The following is a 17,382-nucleotide window of genomic DNA, read 5'->3' as shown; positions in this document are numbered from 1 at the left end:
CCTAAACTAGGGCGGATCCGCACCAGGTGGCCAGAGCCTCCGAAAGCCCGGCCTCCGTTCCCTCGCCCACCCATGCGACGTACCCGTCCGGCCGGACCAGGACGGCAAGAGGAGCAGGAACACCCCCCAGCACCGGCAGCTCCCACGGCCCGCCGTAGTGGGCATCGACCAGTTTCACCCTTTCGGGCCGCTGCACGTTGTCGAAGACGCCCGGCGCCCCGAGGTTCAGCAGCAGCGGCCGCGCGTCGTGCAGCAGCGCATAGGCGGTCAGCGCGCCATCCTCAGTGGCAAGGTCGACGTCGGGCATCCGGCGTCCGAGCAGCGGGTGGCCCCCGCCGAGGTCGTAATGGACGTCCAGGCCGGACTGCATCCCGGCGAACCGCCTGCGCGGTTCCTCCATGGCGAGGAGCTCAGCAACCACCTCCCCGGCCGCCTTGATCCTTGGATCCGGGCGGCGGAGCGCACTCTGCGCCATGGTGTTGCGCAGCACCCGGGCAGCCACCGGGTGGCGCTCGTCATGGTAAGAATCCAGCAGGCCTTCCGGGGCGGCCCCTCTGACCACCTGCCCCAGCTTCCAGCCCAGGTTCACCGCATCCTGTACCCCGATGTTCAGGCCCTGCCCGCCGTCCGGGGCATGGACGTGCGCGGCATCACCAGCCACCAGGATTCGGCCCGCGCGGTACGTTGCCGCCTGCCGTGTCATGTCCGTGAAACGCGAGATCCAAGTGGGGCTGTGGGCCCCGTAATCGGTGCCGCAGACGGCAATCAGCGCCGCCTTGAGATCCGCCAGGGTCGGCTCGGCGGACGGCCCCACGTGTTCCTCGGTCACCATCACCCCCACCGGCCCGCTGTCCGCATAGACCACCTTGCCGTCCACAATCTCGTACTCCCGCCGGCCAAAGGAATGGATGCCGAAAGCATTCTGGTGCACACCGAATTCAGGATCGCCGGTCATTTCCACCTCCGCGATGAGCGCGCTGGTGGTGGGATCCCAGCCGGGGAACCCGATGCCCGCCGCCTTGCGCACGAGGCTCCTGCCGCCGTCGCACCCCACCACGTAGTCTCCCCGCAGCGTACTGCCGTCCTTGAGGTAAAGGTCGACGCCGGCACCGTCCTGCGCCAGGCCCGTCACCTCTTCGCCGCGGTAGATCGTCACGGCCAGCTCGGCCACCCAGCCCGCCAGGATGCGTTCGATGTGGTTCTGCCACAGCCCCAGGCCGTAGGGATGGCGGGTGGGAAAGTCACTGATGTCCAGGCGGGTCATCGCGAACCCCGCCACCTGCGCCGGCTGCCCTTCCGAAATGAACCGGCCGGCGATGCCGCGCTGGTCCAGGACCTCAAGGGTCCGTGAGTGGAGGCCGCCCGCCCGCGCACCGGCCAGGTCCTGGCTGGGGCGCCGCTCCACAATGGCTGCGTCAACCCCCGCGAGCGCCAGCTCCCCTGCCAGCATCAACCCCGTGGGGCCACCGCCCACGATCAGTACCGCGTGCTCGGTCATCGCATTTGCTCCCGTTCTCCCGGTTGAGGCCTCTGCGATTATCCGGCCCCCATGGGCCCTTGCGGCAAGCCCCACCTTGGGCGATACATTGGAAATGGAAGGAGTGCGGGCACCTGTCGCCACGAAGGTGCAGTGCGCAGAAGGCGCAAGGGCAGGTTCACTCTGTCAGTCCCGGTGCCTGGACTTTTGGGCATGAGTGAAAACCAGGAAACCATCGGAAGCTCCACCCGCGAGCCGGACGCAGGCTTGAACCGGGACCCTGAGGATTGGGGCACAGGAGATGAGCCCATGACCGCTGCACAGCGCAGCTACCTCGATACGCTGGCGCGCGAGGCAGGGGAAGAATTGCCGGCTGATCTCAACAAGGCGGAAGCGTCCAAGCACATTGACCGCCTGCAGCAGCGCAGCGGAAGAGTGTCAGGCAACGCTTCCGACAACGCCGGAGAAGAGTAAAGGCGCCTTCTGCAAGGAAGGCGCCTTTAGCCTTACCAGGCCTGGTGTTCGCGGGTCAGGCCGAAAGGAACGGCCTCGCTGAGCGCCACGGTGAACTTGTCCACGCCGTGGCGGGTGACCAGGATGCCGTGCCGCTTCTCGGCGAGGGCGTGGGCCTTGGCGGCCGTGACGGCGGCATCGAGCTCGCTGTCCATGCTCTGGCGGTCGGCAACGGTGAGGGTCAGTGGGAAGTTCATGGGTCTAGCCTTTGTGTGTTGGGGGTAGGGGGTCATATCTAACACCTGCGCTCCCCAAGGCTGCAGACGAAGTTGGGCACTTTTGTGCCCAGTTCATAATGCCGGAGTAATGGATCACCAGCAACTTGAAAAATCAAGTAATAAGTCTTCGCAGGTCAAAAGCGTGACGGCTCAAGCGCGGGTCAGGCAATTACGGGCGCCAAAGCACCGTGAATTAGAGTTGGACAGGAGTGGAAGCTGTTTCCGGACGGCTCCGATGCCCCTAAGCCAGCCATGCGGCAGAACCCAGCCACCAGCACAACACCCCACGTGTGCCACGACCTGACAAGGATCCCGCCATTTCCACGGACGCTTTCTTCGGCAATCTCACCCGGATCCGCAACGTCATCCTTCCGGCGCCCGCCCGGAACCGGCTGAACACCGGCCGCGGACTGCTGGGCGGCTTCATCGTGGTGCACCTGGTCTTCCTGATCTTTGCTGCTTCCCTCTCACTGCGCGGGGAAGCCTTCAGCGATACTTTCATCTACCGCGACTGGGCCATGGCGGGCTTCGACGACGCCAACCTCACCGGCGGCCCCAGCCCCTGGGTCTACCCCATCCTGGCGCTGATCCCCATGGCAGTGGCCGGTATCGCGGGGCCCGGACCGTTCTTCTTCCTCTGGGTCCTGATGACCACCGTGCTCAACGGCTGGGCGCTGCTGAAGCTGACCAACCGCGGCCGCGAGCACAACGCCATCCCCGCCGGCTGGTGGTGGCTCGTGTTCACCTTCCTCATGGGCTGGCTCGGCTTCGCCCGCGTGGACGGCCTCACCGCACCGCTGGTCCTGGTGGCCCTCGCCTACGGTGTGGGCCGGCCATTCATTGCCTCCATCCTGCTGGCCATCGGCACCTGGGTGAAGGTCTGGCCTGCGGCCATCATGCTGGCCCTGTTCGCCGTGGTCCGGAACCGGATCCTGGTGGTGGTTGCCGGCATCACGACGACGGCGGGCGTCGTTGCGCTGGCAGCAGCAGTTGGCAGCGTTCCCAAGTTGTTGAACTTCCTCACCCAGCAGGGCGACCGCGGCATGCAGCTCGAGGCCACCTTCACCACGCCCTGGCTCTGGCTGTCCGTCATGAACGTGGGCGGCTCCCGGATGTACATGAACACGGACATCAACTCCATGCAGGTGGACGGACCCGGTACCGCGCTGATGTCCGTGCTGATGCAGCCCCTCCTGGTCCTGGCCGCACTGCTGGTGGCCGGGCTGACGTTCTGGGCGCTGCACAACGGAAAAATCAGCGGCGGCGTGGACCGCACCGAACTGCTCCTGGCCGGCGCGCTTACCCTCGCCACGGCGTTTGTGGTCTTCAACAAGGTGGGCTCCCCGCAGTTCATGGTGTGGCTGGCGCCCGCGGTCGCCGTCGGGCTGGCGCACAGCTGGCGTGAGTGGCGCGTCCCGGCGGCCATGCTGATCGCCATCGCCGTCGCCACCTACTTCATCTACCCGCTGTTCTACGACGCGCTCAGCCACAACAACCCGTGGATGGCGCTGGTGCTGACCATCCGCAACGTCCTGCTGGTGGTGCTGTTCCTCTGGAGCGTCCGGCGCCTCTACCTGCTGGGCAAGAAGACCCCCGCAGCCGCTCCCGTGCTGAAGGAGTCCTAAGATTTCCGCGAAGTTCTTTGACCGCCTGGTGACGCTCCGCACCAAAGTCCTCCCTGCCAACGTGGTGGACTGGTTCGCCCGCCCGTCCAGCGTGTGGTGGGGCTTCGCCGTCGTCCACCTCTACTTCCTGGGCTGGATGGCGTCCTTTTTCCTCAATGGCGACACCTTCAGCGACACCGAGCAGTACCGCCAATGGGCCCAGGACGGCTACAACCCGCAGGACCTCGACGGCAAAATCAGCCCCTGGGTGTACCCGGTGCTGGCCCAGCTCCCCATCTTCCTCGCGAACATCGCCGGGCCAAGCCTGTACCTGCTCGTCTGGTTCCTGATCATCACGGCCCTCAACGCCGTGGGGCTGGCCTTCCTGACGCGTGGGCAGCGGAAGGTCAGCGGCATCGCGCCGGCCTGGTGGTGGCTGTTCTTCACCGTGTTTATGGGCTACCTCAGCTTCGCGCGGGTGGAGGGCATCACCGCCCCCATCGTGCTGATCGCGCTGTTGTATGCGGCCCAACGGCCGGTGGTGGCCGGTGTCCTGCTCAGCATCGCCACCTGGATCAAGGTATGGCCGGCGGCCGTGCTGGTGCCCATCGTGATTGCGAGCCGGAAGCGGGTCCAGGTGGTCCTCGCAGGCGTCGCGGTGACGGCCGTGGTGGCGCTGGGAACCTGGCTGTCCGGCGGTCTGCGGCACATCCTGGACTTCCTCCTCAACCAGGGCGAGCGGGGCATGCAGCTGGAGGCTACCTTCTCCACGCCGTGGGTGTGGCTTAGCGTCTTCAACATCGCGGGTTCGAAGATGGCGGACAACACCGCGATCAACTCCACCGAGGTCTACGGCCCCGGCGCCGGCACGGCAGCATTCCTGATGCAGCCCCTGCTGATCCTCGCCGCGGTGGGAGCCGCCATCCTGCTGGTCCGTGCGTTGAACCGCGGCGCGGAGCGGGAGGAGTTGTTCCTTGAAGGTTCGCTCATGATGGTCACTGCGTTCATTGTGTTCAACAAGGTGGGTTCCCCGCAGTTCATCATCTGGCTGGCGCCGGTGATCATCGCCGGCCTCACGCACGACTGGAACAGGTGGAAGGTCCCGGCCGCCCTGCTGATGGGTATCGCCATCACCACCTTCGTGATCTACCCGCTGTTCTACACCCCGCTCATCCACGCCCACCCGGTAATGGCCGCGATCCTGACCACCCGCAATGTGCTCCTGGTGGTGCTGCTGTGGTGGTCGGTGAAACGGACGGCGGAATTGGGCCGGAAGCCTGCCGCAGTGCCCGCAGGCGCTTAGTCCGCCGCCGGGGGCCCGGTCAGCCAGGCCCGGTCAGCTGCTGCGCGACGCCTGGAATTTTTCCCACCGGTCCAGGCTCCAGTTCCAGCCCCGCTTGGCAAGGTCCCAGGGCTTGGCTTCGATGAGCAGCTTGCGTGTATGCACGTCGAGGAATAGAAGGTAGAACGTGAATGCCAGCGCGGTTATGAATGCCAGCGAGGAGGCGTCGATGGGCAGTTCCACAAAGGACCATACCGAGAGCTGGTCCTGCGCGCCGAACACCACAAAGAACGTCACGGCCACGTAGAAGGACCGGATCTGCCAGTCGTCGCGGATGCCGGTGACGGCCAGGAACGGGATGAACCAGAGGATGTACCAGGGCTGGATGATCGGTGAGAGCATCACCACGGCGGTGAACGCCAGGGCCATCCGCCGTACCGCCCGCGAGTAGTCGCCGCGGAACATCAGCAGCAGGACCAGCCCGATGGCGGCATATTTCATGCCGGTCCGCAGCAGGGTGGCGAAGGTCCCGCCGGGCAGCCCGAGCACGTTGGCCAGGAACTCCACCTGCTGGCCGAGGAAGCCCGAGGGCGAGTAGCCCGTGTAGCCGGGGGTTGGATCCATGATGGCCCAGGTCCAGCCAAGCCCAAGGTTGTACGGAATCCCGCTCAGAGCCAGGACGCTGAAACTGACTCCCGCCGTGGCTCCCCAGATCAGGAACTTGCGCGGCCAGGAGGCGGACGGGCCGGCCCACATCACGCCGATGAACGGCAGCAGGAGCACCGTAATGGGTTTGATGCCGATGGACGCCGTGACCAGGAGGATGCCCAGCAGGTAGCGGCGCGTGGCGGCGAAGTAGACCCCGGCGACGGCGAGGCCCACCATCAGTGCGTCGTTGTGGGCGCTGGCGATGAAGCTGATCAGGAACAGCGGGTTGGCCACGGCGATCCACAGTGCCCGCGCCCCGTTGATGCCGTGCAGTTCCGCGAGTTTGGGCACGTAGATCACGCAGAGCAGGACACCCACGCCGGCCAGGAGGCGGAAGAGCAGCACGGATGCGTCCGGCTGGGCGCCGGTCAGCCCGACGACCGCACGCGCCAGCCAGAGGAAGTAGGGGCCGTAGGGGGTCCTGTTTTCGGCCCAGGCCGGATCCGCGCCGAGCGCAAACCAGTTGTTGAGAGTGGAGATGCCCACCTGGTACGGGTTCTGGCCTTCCATCACCAGCCTGCCCTGACCGGTGTAGGCGTAGACGTCGCGGGAAAAAACCGGCACGCAGAAGAGGAGCGGCAGGGACCAGGCGGAGATGGCGATGACCACCCACCGCAACGAGGAAGCGCCCCAGTCGGCAAGGCGCTGCCCCAGCCGGAGCCACGAGCGCATCAGCACCATGGCGCCTACCGTCAGCAGCACCGTGGACACGGTGACGCCCCAGCCCTCGGTACGCAGTGCGATGACAATGGGCTGGCGGATCATGGGCGAACCGTTGGCGATCCAGCCGGTGCCGATCGAACCCACGAACATCATCAGGGCGCCGAGGAATCCTTCAATGGTTGCCACGTAGGCCCGGCGCTTGGCAGGCACGGCCACCGGAGTGGCCGCCGAGCCAGGCTGGCTTTCCGACGTCCCGGGGGGTGCACCGCCTGCCGTCATGTGTGTTGGTCCCCTACTTCGTTACGGCGCTGGCTGCACCAGCGAAAAGGCCGCCCTGCAACCTGGCTATTTTATCAGCCGCGATTCCGCCTGCCCCCGGATGACGTCCCCCTCTCCCGTAGGGGTAATCTTGAACACGCAGCCGAAAGCCACCCGGCGCATCCCCTTTGTTCTCCGGCTCCCTTCCATGACGGCGCTGGACCGCACGCAACGCGGCGTGCAGCGATCCCCCAACCGCTCTTCCACACAAGAGCCGAGCCCCTGGAGCCGCTCCTTGGCTGTCGCCGACCGCCCCCGCCCTCTTCGGGAACCGATCACGGTCCGTACTGCCCTCCGCTCGCCACGGCAGCTTTCCCGCGAGGTCCTGGCCGGAATGGTCACCACCCTGGCATTGGTCCCGGAAGTGATTTCCTTCTCGATCGTTGCCGGGGTTGATCCGATGGTGAGCCTCGTGGCCTCCATCGTGCTGGCCCTGTCCATGTCGATTCTTGGCGGGCGGCCCGGGATGGTGACAGCCGCAGCCGGTTCCGTCGCCTTGGTGATCGCCCCGCTCGTGCATGAGCACGGTGTGCAGTATGTTTTGCCGGCGGTGCTCCTGGCCGGTGTGATCCAGGTGGTCTTTGGACTGGCCGGTCTTGCACGCCTAATGCGGTTCATTCCGCGGTCGGTGATGATCGGGTTCGTCAACGCCCTGGGTGTGCTGATCTTCGTAGCGCAGGTGCCCCACGTACTCAACGTCCCCGGGCCCGCCTACATCCTGTTCGTCCTGACACTGGCCATTATTTTCATCCTTCCGCGGTTCACCAAGATGGTCCCGTCGCCGCTGGTGGCCATCGTCGTCGTCACCGCGATTGTCATCGTAGCCGGCCTCGCCGTACCGAACGTTTCGGACGAAGGCCCGCTCACCGGCCAGATGCCCGGCATCACCCCTTTCCAGGTTCCGCTGACGCTCGAGACCTTCCAACTGGTCCTGCCCACCGCGCTGAGCGTGGCGTTCGTCGGCCTCATGGAAACCCTCCTCACGGCGAAACTCGTCGATGACATCACGGACACGCCCTCACACAAGGGCCGCGAGTCCTGGGGCTTGGGCGTCTCAAATATCCTTGCCGGCTTCTACGGCGGCATCGCCGGCTGCGCGATGATCGGCCAGACCGTCCTCAATGTGAAGACCGGCCAGGCGCGGACCCGGATTTCGACGTTCGTGGCGGGGCTGTTCCTGCTGGCGCTTGTGACCGGGCTGAGCCCGGTCATGGACAGGATCCCCATGGTCACCCTTGCCGCGGTCATGATGGTGGTCGCTGTCACCACCGTCGACTGGCACAGCGTCAAGCCGTCCACCCTGAAAAGGATGCCCCTGCCGGAGACAATCGTTATGGTTGCCACCGTGGCCGTAGTGGTCCTCACCGGGAACCTCGCCTATGGTGTGCTCGTCGGAGTCGTCCTCGCGATGGTCCTGTTTGCGCGCCGGGTGGCCCACGTCATCAGCGTTGAGCGCACCCTGGCCGGTGACGGCGGAAGCGTGCACTATGACGTGGTGGGGCCGCTGTTCTTCGGGAGCAGCAATGACCTCGTGGAGCATTTCGCCTACGCCGATGACCCGGAGACGGTGACCATCGACCTGAGCCGCGCCCAGATCTGGGACGCTTCCACTGTCGCGGCCCTGGATTCCATCGAAACGAAATACAGCGCCCACGGGGCCACTGTGACCATCCAGGGCCTTGACGAGCGAAGCAGCGGTTTCCACCGCCGCCTCAGCGGACACTTGGGGACCTGACCCGCCGCTGGCAGGGGTCCTAGCGCACCCCGTCACTGCGGGCTGTACGGTTCCTGCCCAATGACTTGGCCAGGTACAAGGCTCCGTCCGCGGCGGCGATGAGGACCTCCACATCTGTCGTGCCGGCGTCGTAGGTGGAAATTCCGTAACTGGCGGTGGGCATTGCCATTCCGTCCACTGCGGGAGCCGCAGCCAGGCGCCGGCTGATCTCCTCGGCAATGTTTTCTGCCCGCTCGGCATTGGTCCCGGGCAGGAAGAGGACAAACTCTTCTCCCCCGTACCGCCCCACCAGGTCCGTGGACCGGACAGTGGCAGTGCACGCCTCGGCGAAGGCCTGCAAAGCGAGGTCCCCGGCGGCATGGCCGTAGGTATCGTTGACCGACTTGAAGTGGTCCAGGTCGGCCAGGATCAGGGTCCCCGAGCCACGCGTGGTGCTGCGGTCCGCCAACTGCTCGGCCGCCAGGTCCAGGAAGGCCTTGCGGTTAAGCAGCCCGGTGAGGTCGTCACGGGATGCCACAACCCGCAGGGCCCTGGTCTGCTGTTCGCTGCTGAGCGCGGCCATGCTGAAGGAGACCACCACCAGCAGCACCATGGTCACCATGGTGGTCACGGCGGAACCGAAGAACGTGACGAAAGTGGGGCCGTTCTGCCCTTCCACCAGGAACGCCAGCCAGCGCAGGAAATAGAAGGCCGAGAGGCCGCCGGCCGCCACGGCCATGGGAATCCGGACGCGCGAATAACCGGGTTCGAGGCGCCACAGTTCGTGGGACGCAAGCCCGATGGTGAGGCTCATGGCGCCCAGGAACACGGGACCGCCGGACCAGGTGTTGGTGGCGGGGTTGTCCAGGACGGAAGCAACCAGGGTGACCAGCGGAATGCCCGTGAAGGCCCACTTAATGGGCGGGACGGTCCGCAGCGACCGCGCACCTGCCCACACCGCCACGCCGCCGTGGACCAGCAGGACGTTGCCCACCGGGTTGGCCCAGACCTGGTGCGGTGTGCCGTCCAGCAGGAAGCACGCGGATCCGGCGAGGAAAAACACCAGCGCCAGGCACCACCAGCCGCTGTACGGCGAGCGCGTGATCCGGTAGGCGGAGAAGTAAAAGAGGAACACCAGAACCAGGGCCATGAGCCCGAACGCGATTCTCAGGGTCGCGGTATCCAGAACCATGTAACCGAAGTCCCCCCGATGCGGAAAAGCGTGCTGCCCCAAGTATTGCACCGGGTCCGCGGGCCTGTCAGGAGAACCGCGGCGGGGCGTGCAGGGCCTAGAGTTGTCTGATAGCCCGCAGGACCAGCCCGAAAGGCAGAACCGTGCTCCTTCTCTTCGGTTTCAAAACAGTGCTCAAAGCCCTGCCCGGCAAGCCCGCCACCTGCCGGAATTGCGGATCCTTCGTCCACCACCACCTGGAGGAGCGGGCCACCAAGTTCACGCTGTTCTTCATCCCGGTGTTCACCACCTCGCGCTCCTACCGCATCACGTGCACCAACTGCGGCTTCGTCTCGAGCATCTCAGCGCGGCAGCGGCGGGCGTTGGAGCTGCAGCGGTAAACAAACCTCTGGCGGATCCGGCAGGCCGCAGCTACAGTAAAACCGGACCCGATACCGGTCCCCATTGCTGGAGAGGGAGGTGTTTTTGATGACTGTCACTGTCGCTCGCCCTGAGCGCTCCGCACCCATCATCCAAACCCTTTCCCTGCACCGCACCTTCGCCGCCTGACCAGCGGAGCGCCGAACACCTAGGCCGTCAGTGGCCGGTGCGCAGGGGTATACCCCGAGGTATCACAGTGAACGCTTCTTCCAGCATTCCTTTCCCCTACGGCTACACCGCGGCCGTCGCGCAACAATTCGAAAACCATCCCCTCCCGGAAGCCACGGGGCGCGGCCGGGTGGTCCGCGTGGACCGCAACCTGCTGCTCGTGGCGGTCGGGACGGACCTTCTGCACCTGCCCTACCCGCTGACGGGGGAATCGGCGGTCACCGGTGACTGGGTGTGGATCGGTCCCAACCGGGCCGGCGAGCGCCAGATCCTTGGCGTCCTCCCGCGCCGTTCGGAGCTCAGCCGCAAGCGGGCCTTCGAGGACTCCTCCGCCGCGCAGGTCCTGGCCGCCAACATGGACATGGTGGGAGTGGTGGTGCCGGTGGACCGGCCCCTCACGCACAACCGGCTGGAGCGCACCCTCGTCGCGGCGTGGGACTCCGGCGCCACTCCCCTGGTGATCATCACCAAGGCGGACCTCGCCGCGGTGGCGGACGACGTCGTCGGCAAAGTCATCCTGCAGGCTGCAGGAGTGGACGTGGTCACCACCTCGGCGGAGAACGGTGACGGCATCGACGAACTCCTGGCGCACATCCCCGCGGGCGGAACTATCGTCCTGCTGGGGCCGTCCGGCGCCGGCAAGTCGACGCTGATCAATGCCCTGGTGGGGCGTGACGTCCAGGACACCGGCGAAGTGAGGGCCGGGGATTTCAAGGGCAAGCACACCACCACGTCGCGCGAACTGGTGCCGCTTCCCAACGGGACGGTCCTGATGGATACGCCCGGTGTGCGCGGTTTCGGGTTGTTCGACGCCGAGGACGGGATCGGCGAGATGTTCGGCGACGTCGCGCTGCTTTCTGACCAGTGCAGGTTCTCCGACTGTGCCCACCAGGGCGAGCCCGGCTGCGCCGTGCAGGCCGCGATCGCCGACGGCGTGCTGGAGGAGCGCCGCTGGCACAACTACCTGAAACTGCAGCGCGAACTGGCTGCCCTGGCGCGCCGGAGTGATGCCGCGGCGCAGCGTGCTTACCAGCGGGAATGGCACCAGAAGGTGGTGTCCGCCGGGAAGTCCCAGCGGTGGGCGGAGCGCGAGACGGCGGAAAGGAAGGAAAGCTCCGGAACTAAAGGACGGGCGGGGAAGCGTCGCTGAGTGCGCGTTCAGTTTGTCAGTCCGGGCGGGTAGGGTGCGGTCATGGACATCATCCTGGTTCCCGGTTTCTGGTTGGATGCTTCCTCCTGGGCAGAGGTGACGCCGGTGTTGGAATCCGCTGGCCACCGGACGCATCCGCTCACCCTTCCCGGCCTGGAGTCGGTTGACGCTGACCGGGCCGGGATCGGCCTGCGTCAGCATATCGATGCCGTGGTTGCCGCAGTGGACTCCCTGGAAGGCAAGGTTGTGCTCGTTGGACATTCGGGTGGAGGGGCCATCATCCACGGCGTCCTGGATGCCCGGCCGAACCGGGTGGAGCGCGCCATCTATGTGGACAGCGGACCCCTGGGCGAAGGGGGCGTCATCAATGATGAACTGCCGGCCGACGGCGACGACGTTCCACTGCCGCCGTGGGAGGCCTTCGAGGACGCGGACCTGGTGGACCTCGACGACGGGCTCCGTGCAGCCTTCCGTGCACGGGCCATCCCCCAACCGAAGGGTGTGGCCTACGACCGGCAGCACCTGAGTGACGAGCGGCGCTACGACGTGTCCGCCACCGTCATCGCCTGCGAGTTTCCGTCCTCGATGCTGAAGGAGTGGATCGCCGGCCGCCACCCCTTTGTTGCCGAACTGGCCCGGATGCGCGACGTCGAGTACGTGGACCTGCCCACCGGGCACTGGCCGCAGTTCACCAGGCCGGCTGAACTGGGACGGGCCATCCTTGCGGCAGTGGAACGTACGGCCTGAGGCTGATCTCCTTCGGCCTCCCCAATCCACCCCCTACTACCCGCCCGTAGCGTAGCGCCGCGTTTTGCGGCAGGAGCATACTGAAAACGCCGCCTAGTCGATGGAGGTTTCTCCGTCCCGGCGGCCTATCACCGGCAGGTCCGGGGGAATCTGCCGGCATCCTGGCGAAGGCGGGGACCTGGATTCCCATGCTGTTCGCCTCCCTTGGAAGAACATATCGGTCTCAGAGGGGCAGAAGATTAACAATGAATCGCACCAAGACGGGGCTCCTGTCGATGGCGGCCGCTGCGGCGCTTGCCTTGGGACTTGCCCCCGGAGCTGCGGTGGCGCATGGCGGGTCCGGGCACGGAGGATCGGACAAGAGCGACGACTGGCGGAACAATGACGATCAGCGCCGGCTGGTCAGAGTCCTGCGCCACGTTACGGACAACTATCGCTGGCTGGAGAACGCGGAGGCGGACGGCTACAAGAAGATCACCGAATGCATCGATAAACCCGGCGTGGGGGCCATGGGCTTCCACTACGCGAAGCAGGAACTGATCGATGACAAGACCCAGGCCCGAAAGCCTGAGGTTCTGGTCTACATGCCCAATGAATACGGGCGGTACAAACTGGTGGCCGCTGAGTTTATCTCGACCGCGGCCCACCGGCCTTCGATTGCCGGCCTCAAGTTCGAGGACGGGCCATTCCCCAATTCCTTCGCACTCCACGCGTGGGTGTGGCGGGACAACCCGGACGGCATGTTCGCAGCCTTCAACCCGGACCTTAAGTGCCCGAAGAAATAGGCACCCCCGCGCTCCTGCCCCTCGCGGGCAGGAGCGCCTTCGTGTCCGGCCGTCGTCATTGTCGGCCCTCCGCTGTACACTCAACACATCGAACATATATTCGAATAAGGGTGTGTTGTGGGCGTTATTATCGGTCCCCGTGTGATAGATGCGGGACTCTCTTTGCAGCTGGCCTGGCTGTCCCCGGTGACGGTGGCAGCAGGTTATCCCTCACCTGCACAGGACTACTTCGATGGCCGGATAGACCTGAATGCGCATCTGATCAAGGACATCACCAGCACCTTCGTGGTCCGGGTGACCGGCGACTCGATGGAGCGGGCCGGCATCAGTGACGGGGACGAGCTCATCGTCAACCGGGCCCTCGAGCCGAGGGACGGCTCGGTGGTAGTGGCCGTGCTGGACGGCGAGCTGACCGTGAAGAGGCTGAGGATCACTGCCCGGGGAGTGGTGCTGCAGGCCGAAAACCCCAGGTACCCGGACATCAGGGTTTCCGCATTGAGCGAACTGACCATCTGGGGTGTTGCCACCAGGTGCCTGCACCATGTGTGAGAGGCGGCCATGGCCAGGCCGGCATTGATGCGGCAGATGCCCGAGATCGCCCACGTGGACGTGAACTGTTTCTACGCCAGCGCCGAGCGCGTCTTTGACCCCTCCCTGGAGGGAAAGCCGCTGATCGTGCTCTCCAACAACGACGGCTGCGCTGTTACCCGCTCGCCGGAGGCCAAAGCCCTGGGCATTCAAACCGGCGATCCCTGGTTCAAGCTCGCACCCAGGGCAAAGGAATGGGGCCTCATCGCCAAGTCCAGCAACTATGAGCTGTACGGGGATATCAGCGCCCGCGTCATGGAACTGCTGGGACGCTACTCTGCCTGGCTGGAGGTCTACAGCATCGACGAGGCCTTCCTGGGTGTCAAAGGCACCCCGGAGCACCTGCTGGAGCTCGGCCGGACCATAAAGGCTGCTACCGCCCGGAACGTGGGGGTGCCCGTCTGCGTGGGTATCGCCCGCACCAAGACCCTGGCCAAGCTCGCCAACAAGTGGGCCAAGCACAACCCTGCGTTCGCCGGCGTCTGCCGCTGGGACTCAGTGCCGCCGGAACACCAGGAGGCCCTGATGGCCAGGCTCCCCGTCATCGAAATCTGGGGCGTGGCAACACGGATCACCAGGCGCCTGAACGCCATGGGCATCCAGTCCATCCTGGACCTTCAGCGCGCCGACCCCGTCAGGATCCGTGAGCGCTTCTCCGTGGTGATGATGCGTACGGTCCTTGAACTGCAGGGCACGCCGTGCATCCCGATGGAAGAGGCCCGGATCGGCCGCGACCAGCTGATCTTCTCCCGCTCCTTCTCCACCCCGATCACCACCGCGCAGGACGTGCGGCAGGTCCTCAGCGTCTATGCCCAAATGGCCAGCGGGCGGCTGGCCAGGCACCACCTGCAGGCGAAGGTACTTACCGCATTCGCCGGCACATCACATTTCAATTCCCGGCAAACGTCCTTCCCCTCAATCTGCATCCGGCTTCCCATGCCAACAGCGGACCCGGTCATTCTCACCAAAGCAGCGCACGCACTGCTGCCCTCCATCATCGAAGGCACCAGGTACGCCCGCGCCGGCATCATGGTCACGGACCTGCGGCCCAGCGGTAACCAGAAGCCGCTGGAACCGTTCGAAAACCCCCACGAGGAGAGGCACATCGGTCCGCTGCTGGAAGACATCACCCGCCGCTACGGCCGCGGCTCCATCGGCCTGGGGCATGCCGGAATCCGCGGCGGACCCGACTGGACCATGAAGCGCGGGATGCGCTCGCCCCGGTACACCACGCACTGGGACGAGCTCCCCCTGGTCAAGGCAGCATGAGGAACTAGGGTCCCTCGGTTTCCTCCTCAGCGGCCGGCTCCTCAATCAGCAGCGCTGTTCCCTGATAGGCGCCAAGCTCGATGAAGAAGCTGTGCAGGTCATCCACCTGGCCCACCGTCTCCTCGGTGAACAGGTCCCGCACGCCGGCGCCGGCCTCCAGGTGGCTGGAGTTCACGCTGCCGGTGATGCTTTCACCCGAGAAGTTCAGGACCGTCACCTGGATCTGCCCGGAGGCGAGGCGGTGCACCATCACCAGCAGACCGCGCTGGGAGACCTGCGGAACGTCCAGGAGCAGGCCAGTGGCAATGCCCCACTCCTCACGGACCTTCAGGATCTTCTGCAGCCGCCGGGCGAAGGACCCCTCGTCCTTGAGCTGCTCGGGCAGCGGCCCGTACAGGCTGCGCGCCCGCGGCATTCCCGAGGCGGAGACTGTCGCTTCGGCGTTGACACCCATGAGGTCGTGCGCGCCGCGGTTGATCCAGCGGGTGTCGCCCTGGGAAGTGAGCTCCTGGACCTGCGACCTGTCCAGCGTGGTCATGCCCACCATGTCCCAGCCGGACAGGGCAAACACGCCGGGCTGCAGCGCGTTGTACATGGCCAGCAGCAGGTGCGCTTCCCGGACGGTATCGATCTGCTCGGCCGTAAGCGAGGAAATGTCCTTGATACCCAGCGCCGCGGTGATCACGCTGACCGTGGTGCAGGCGATGCCGTTGGTGGTGAACACGGCGTTGTACGGTCCGTTCTCCCCCGTCAGCGCATTCCGCAGCGTTTCCTGGACGTGCTCTGTCAGCTCCGCACCGGTCAATTCGCTGCCGGCCAGCTCGAAGACGTCGTCCTTGTGCCGGGTGGCGAAGTGCACCAGCTCGTACGTCAGTTCGTCGTGGTTCTGCAGGGCATGCACCAGCGATGCCTGGTCCACCCCGATCTCCATTGCCAGCCGCAGGGTCAGCCGCAGGAACTCCGTGTCCTGAGTGACCAGGGCGTAGTGATAGCCGGGGCGGGTGATGAAGTCGTAGGACAGGTCCGGCCCGGTTTCGGAGGTTGCCTTGATGTCATCGATGGTGAGGTTCAGCTCCTGGAAGGAGAAACCGCCCACCTTGCGCACCATGCTGCCGATCAGCTGGTTGGCCGCCTCGGAGAGCGGGTGGCCTTCGGACCAGCCGGGCTGTTCCTCGGCGCTCTTTTCCACGCCCAGGAACCCGTTGGCGTCCAGGCGGAGGGCACCTGTCCCCAGGTCGAGCAGCGAGTGCAGCGCGTCACCCACCACCAGGCGCATGCCGGAGAACGTGGGATCCAGCCAGTTGATGGACGGCTGGCCGGCCTTGAAGTAGTGCAGGTACACCCAGCGGCGTTTCTGGCCGGTGGTGTCCACAATGGCCCGGGTGGCGCTCCAGTTGGTTTCCTTCACGCCGGGTTCGTAGAAAATAACCCGCTGCAGCCGGCCAATGATGTATCCGGCCTGCTGCAGCGCCTGCTCGGCGTCGGGACTGATGTTGACCGAGTCTTCCCCCGGCGGGACTTCCGGAAGCAGGTGCCAGTCCGATTCCGGGATGTCGATCATGTGATAGATGCCCGGGTAATCGCGGTAGTTCATTTCAGCAAGGCGGAAGTCCGCACCCTTGCCGGTGTGCCCGGGGACGATGTCATCGATGATGGTGCCGTCGTGCTCGCCTGCAACCTCACACATCCGGCGGAACTCGTCTTCCGAGCCGAAAAGGGGATCGATGGCCATGCTGATGCGGTCAAAGTGGCCGTCCACGCTCGGCGTTTCCCGCCACCCCTCCAGCCCGCCGGCCTTCTTGACGGGGCCGGTGTGGATGGCCCGGATGCCGATCTCGCGGAAGGTCTTCCACAACTCCGGGTCACCGAGTGCCCCCAGGAATGACTGCCCCGGCGTGGTCATGTAGGACAGCGGATAGGCGGTGAACCACACGGAGGCGCGTTCGACGGCGGCGCGCGGGTTGGGGTGCGCGAACGAGTGCTGCCACATACTCGCCTGCCCCGACAGCTGCCGGGCCAGGACGTTGGCGTCGCCGAGCATTGCCTGGTTCCGCAGCCACTCCACGTAGGTCTTGTTCAGGCCGTCCAGTTCCAGGGACGGGGCGTTGGCGAAGTACTGCCGGCGGCGTGCCACGGGCCGCAGGGCCTTGGGCCGTGCGGGGTAAAACTTTTCGTCGAAAGTGATTTCCGGAGCTTCGGGCACCTCCGTGGCCTCTTCCTCCTCCATGGATCCTGCGGGTACGGCCACCCCTGCTGCCTCAGGGCCAGTCGCGTTACCGGTTTCGCCGGCCTGTTCTACTGCATCGCCCTCAGACATGCTGGTGGTCGCTTCTCCCAGATCAGACACTGAGTTCCTCCCTCAACTCGACTGCATCCCACTCTGCCACGATTCACGCGCACGCCGAACGGAGCATGCCGTCGAATTTCAGGTGAGCGGCGTTCAGGTTGTCCGTACCCGGGTGGACCGGCAGTAATGCATGGTGCGCGGGAAAGCTTGACCGTCCATGGAAGTGCCTTGACACCCTCTGTTGTTAGCGCTGACAGTTGATGGAGCTACATTTCGTCC

15 protein-coding genes are annotated in these 17,382 nt (G+C 65.6%); 10 read left to right on the top strand and 5 right to left on the bottom strand.

All coding sequences use genetic code 11. The annotated features are described in order from the left end of the window. Window position 1 precedes the first annotated feature (1 nt). A complete protein-coding gene (locus tag AC3A4Z_RS17500) occupies window positions 2-1,498 on the bottom strand; it encodes an FAD-dependent monooxygenase (protein ID WP_498712894.1) in 1,497 nt (498 codons plus the stop codon). A gap of 192 nt (window positions 1,499-1,690) precedes the next feature. Between AC3A4Z_RS17500 and AC3A4Z_RS17495 the strand changes: the two genes are divergently transcribed. Continuing rightward, entirely contained in the window at window positions 1,691-1,951 is a 261-nt protein-coding gene (locus tag AC3A4Z_RS17495) for a DUF3072 domain-containing protein (RefSeq protein ID WP_498712893.1), read from the top strand. A gap of 32 nt (window positions 1,952-1,983) precedes the next feature. On the opposite strand, the gene AC3A4Z_RS17490 is transcribed toward AC3A4Z_RS17495, so the two are convergent. Beyond that, on the bottom strand, window positions 1,984-2,187 hold the full coding sequence (locus AC3A4Z_RS17490; protein WP_050057060.1) for a hypothetical protein: 204 nt from the start codon (window positions 2,185-2,187) through the stop codon (window positions 1,984-1,986). Window positions 2,188-2,498: 311 nt separating this feature from the next. Here AC3A4Z_RS17490 and AC3A4Z_RS17485 point away from each other — a divergent pair, with 311 nt between their 5' ends. Together AC3A4Z_RS17485 and AC3A4Z_RS17480 are read left to right on the top strand one after the other, a co-directional pair. Next, a complete protein-coding gene (locus AC3A4Z_RS17485) occupies window positions 2,499-3,833 on the top strand; it encodes a glycosyltransferase family 87 protein (RefSeq protein ID WP_498712892.1) in 1,335 nt (444 codons plus the stop codon). A 28-nt stretch (window positions 3,834-3,861) separates the two neighbouring features. Then, window positions 3,862-5,115, top strand: coding sequence for a glycosyltransferase 87 family protein (locus tag AC3A4Z_RS17480; protein WP_498712891.1), 1,254 nt, complete (start codon window positions 3,862-3,864; stop codon window positions 5,113-5,115). A gap of 33 nt (window positions 5,116-5,148) precedes the next feature. Here AC3A4Z_RS17480 and mptB read toward each other — a convergent pair whose 3' ends face one another. After that, on the bottom strand, window positions 5,149-6,744 hold the full coding sequence (mptB, locus tag AC3A4Z_RS17475; RefSeq protein WP_498712890.1) for a polyprenol phosphomannose-dependent alpha 1,6 mannosyltransferase MptB: 1,596 nt from the start codon (window positions 6,742-6,744) through the stop codon (window positions 5,149-5,151). 274 nt (window positions 6,745-7,018) lie between these two features. On the opposite strand from mptB, the gene AC3A4Z_RS17470 reads away from it, so the two are divergent. Beyond that, window positions 7,019-8,518 carry a SulP family inorganic anion transporter gene (locus AC3A4Z_RS17470; RefSeq protein ID WP_498712947.1) on the top strand — a complete coding sequence of 500 codons (1,500 nt, stop codon included), beginning with the start codon at window positions 7,019-7,021 and terminating at the stop codon, window positions 8,516-8,518. 19 nt (window positions 8,519-8,537) lie between these two features. Here the strand turns inward: AC3A4Z_RS17470 and AC3A4Z_RS17465 are convergent, their stop codons facing one another. Then, window positions 8,538-9,689 carry a GGDEF domain-containing protein gene (locus AC3A4Z_RS17465; RefSeq protein ID WP_498712889.1) on the bottom strand — a complete coding sequence of 384 codons (1,152 nt, stop codon included), beginning with the start codon at window positions 9,687-9,689 and terminating at the stop codon, window positions 8,538-8,540. A gap of 143 nt (window positions 9,690-9,832) precedes the next feature. Here AC3A4Z_RS17465 and AC3A4Z_RS17460 point away from each other — a divergent pair, with 143 nt between their 5' ends. From AC3A4Z_RS17460 to AC3A4Z_RS17435, 6 genes are all read left to right on the top strand, one after another. Next, window positions 9,833-10,069, top strand: a complete 237-nt coding sequence (locus tag AC3A4Z_RS17460; RefSeq protein WP_091418971.1) for a zinc-ribbon domain-containing protein — start codon at window positions 9,833-9,835, stop codon at window positions 10,067-10,069. A gap of 236 nt (window positions 10,070-10,305) precedes the next feature. Then, entirely contained in the window at window positions 10,306-11,427 is a 1,122-nt protein-coding gene (gene rsgA / locus AC3A4Z_RS17455) for a ribosome small subunit-dependent GTPase A (RefSeq protein ID WP_498712888.1), read from the top strand. Window positions 11,428-11,469: 42 nt separating this feature from the next. Next, on the top strand, window positions 11,470-12,174 hold the full coding sequence (locus AC3A4Z_RS17450) for an alpha/beta fold hydrolase (RefSeq protein WP_498712887.1): 705 nt from the start codon (window positions 11,470-11,472) through the stop codon (window positions 12,172-12,174). A 245-nt stretch (window positions 12,175-12,419) separates the two neighbouring features. Then, the gene (locus tag AC3A4Z_RS17445; protein WP_498712886.1) at window positions 12,420-12,959 is read left to right on the top strand and encodes a hypothetical protein; all 540 of its coding nucleotides are present in this window, start codon (window positions 12,420-12,422) and stop codon (window positions 12,957-12,959) included. 117 nt (window positions 12,960-13,076) lie between these two features. After that, window positions 13,077-13,508 carry a LexA family protein gene (locus AC3A4Z_RS17440; protein WP_050057069.1) on the top strand — a complete coding sequence of 144 codons (432 nt, stop codon included), beginning with the start codon at window positions 13,077-13,079 and terminating at the stop codon, window positions 13,506-13,508. Between the two features lie 9 nt (window positions 13,509-13,517). Next, window positions 13,518-14,816, top strand: coding sequence for a Y-family DNA polymerase (locus tag AC3A4Z_RS17435; protein ID WP_498712885.1), 1,299 nt, complete (start codon window positions 13,518-13,520; stop codon window positions 14,814-14,816). A 4-nt stretch (window positions 14,817-14,820) separates the two neighbouring features. Here AC3A4Z_RS17435 and treS read toward each other — a convergent pair whose 3' ends face one another. Next, window positions 14,821-17,043 carry a maltose alpha-D-glucosyltransferase gene (treS, locus tag AC3A4Z_RS17430; protein WP_498712946.1) on the bottom strand — a complete coding sequence of 741 codons (2,223 nt, stop codon included), beginning with the start codon at window positions 17,041-17,043 and terminating at the stop codon, window positions 14,821-14,823. Window positions 17,044-17,382 lie beyond the last annotated feature (339 nt).

It is taken from the genome of Arthrobacter sp. Soil_C_49 (assembly GCF_057656635.1).
The sequence above is the reverse complement of the archived record's forward strand: the minus strand, read 5'-3'. Positions and strand labels throughout refer to the sequence as shown.